Origin of the sequence: Bacillus sp. JJ864, assembly GCF_036963045.1 — a bacterium.
Taxonomy (GTDB): domain Bacteria; phylum Bacillota; class Bacilli; order Bacillales; family Bacillaceae_G; genus Bacillus_A; species Bacillus_A pseudomycoides_C.
In genome coordinates this window covers 18279-18517 of the sequence record NZ_JBALLY010000107.1, presented here as the reverse complement: position 1 = coordinate 18517, position 239 = coordinate 18279, and positions in this window count along the sequence as shown.

Here is a 239-nt window from a genome sequence, read left to right as displayed (position 1 = left end):
TGAACATAAGGCGAGCTAAAAATAACAGTAGGAATAAATGAAGTAGTTTTGTTTATAAAAGAAAAGTGAGTATAAAAGCTTGCTTAGCCAATAAGTGATTGATATACAAACTAATGAACATTCTTTTTGGGAGTTTTAGATAACTGTCATGAAAGGGATGTTCATTTTTTGTTTTAGCAAATTGGAGTGCTATAAGAAAAGCCCTGTACACAACAGGACTGTTTATCCCGCATTAACGG